Below are 279 nucleotides of genomic sequence, written 5' to 3'. Positions count from 1 at the left end.
ATACATCGGCCTTCTTCTTCTGGCGTTTGTCGCAGGATGTGTAGCGGATGCCATCCCGTTAGCAGTCGCTGAGGCTGAGCCCAGTGCTGAAGCCAAGCCACACCCTATTGCCTGGCCCTTCCCTAGCGCCGACGACGGCGGCGGCGGCGGCGACGACGACAAAAAGAGCGACGGCGGCAGCGGCGGCGGCGGATTACTTGGACTTGGCGCGTTCCTACAACTTCTCATCAAGCCTCTTTTGGACCTACTCGTATCACTCGGCCTCAACATAGGATAAAC

At 59.5% G+C, this 279-nt stretch carries 1 protein-coding gene; it reads left to right on the top strand.

The features are described 5' to 3' along the window. On the top strand, positions 1-277 hold a 277-nt coding region (locus tag P2081_RS20725), incomplete at its 5' end, for a hypothetical protein (protein WP_278924674.1). Positions 278-279: the final 2 nt, after the last annotated feature.

Origin of the sequence: Pseudophaeobacter profundi, from assembly GCF_029697505.1 — a bacterium.
Classification (GTDB): domain Bacteria; phylum Pseudomonadota; class Alphaproteobacteria; order Rhodobacterales; family Rhodobacteraceae; genus Pseudophaeobacter; species Pseudophaeobacter profundi.
The sequence above is the reverse complement of the archived record's forward strand: the minus strand, read 5'-3'. Positions and strand labels throughout refer to the sequence as shown.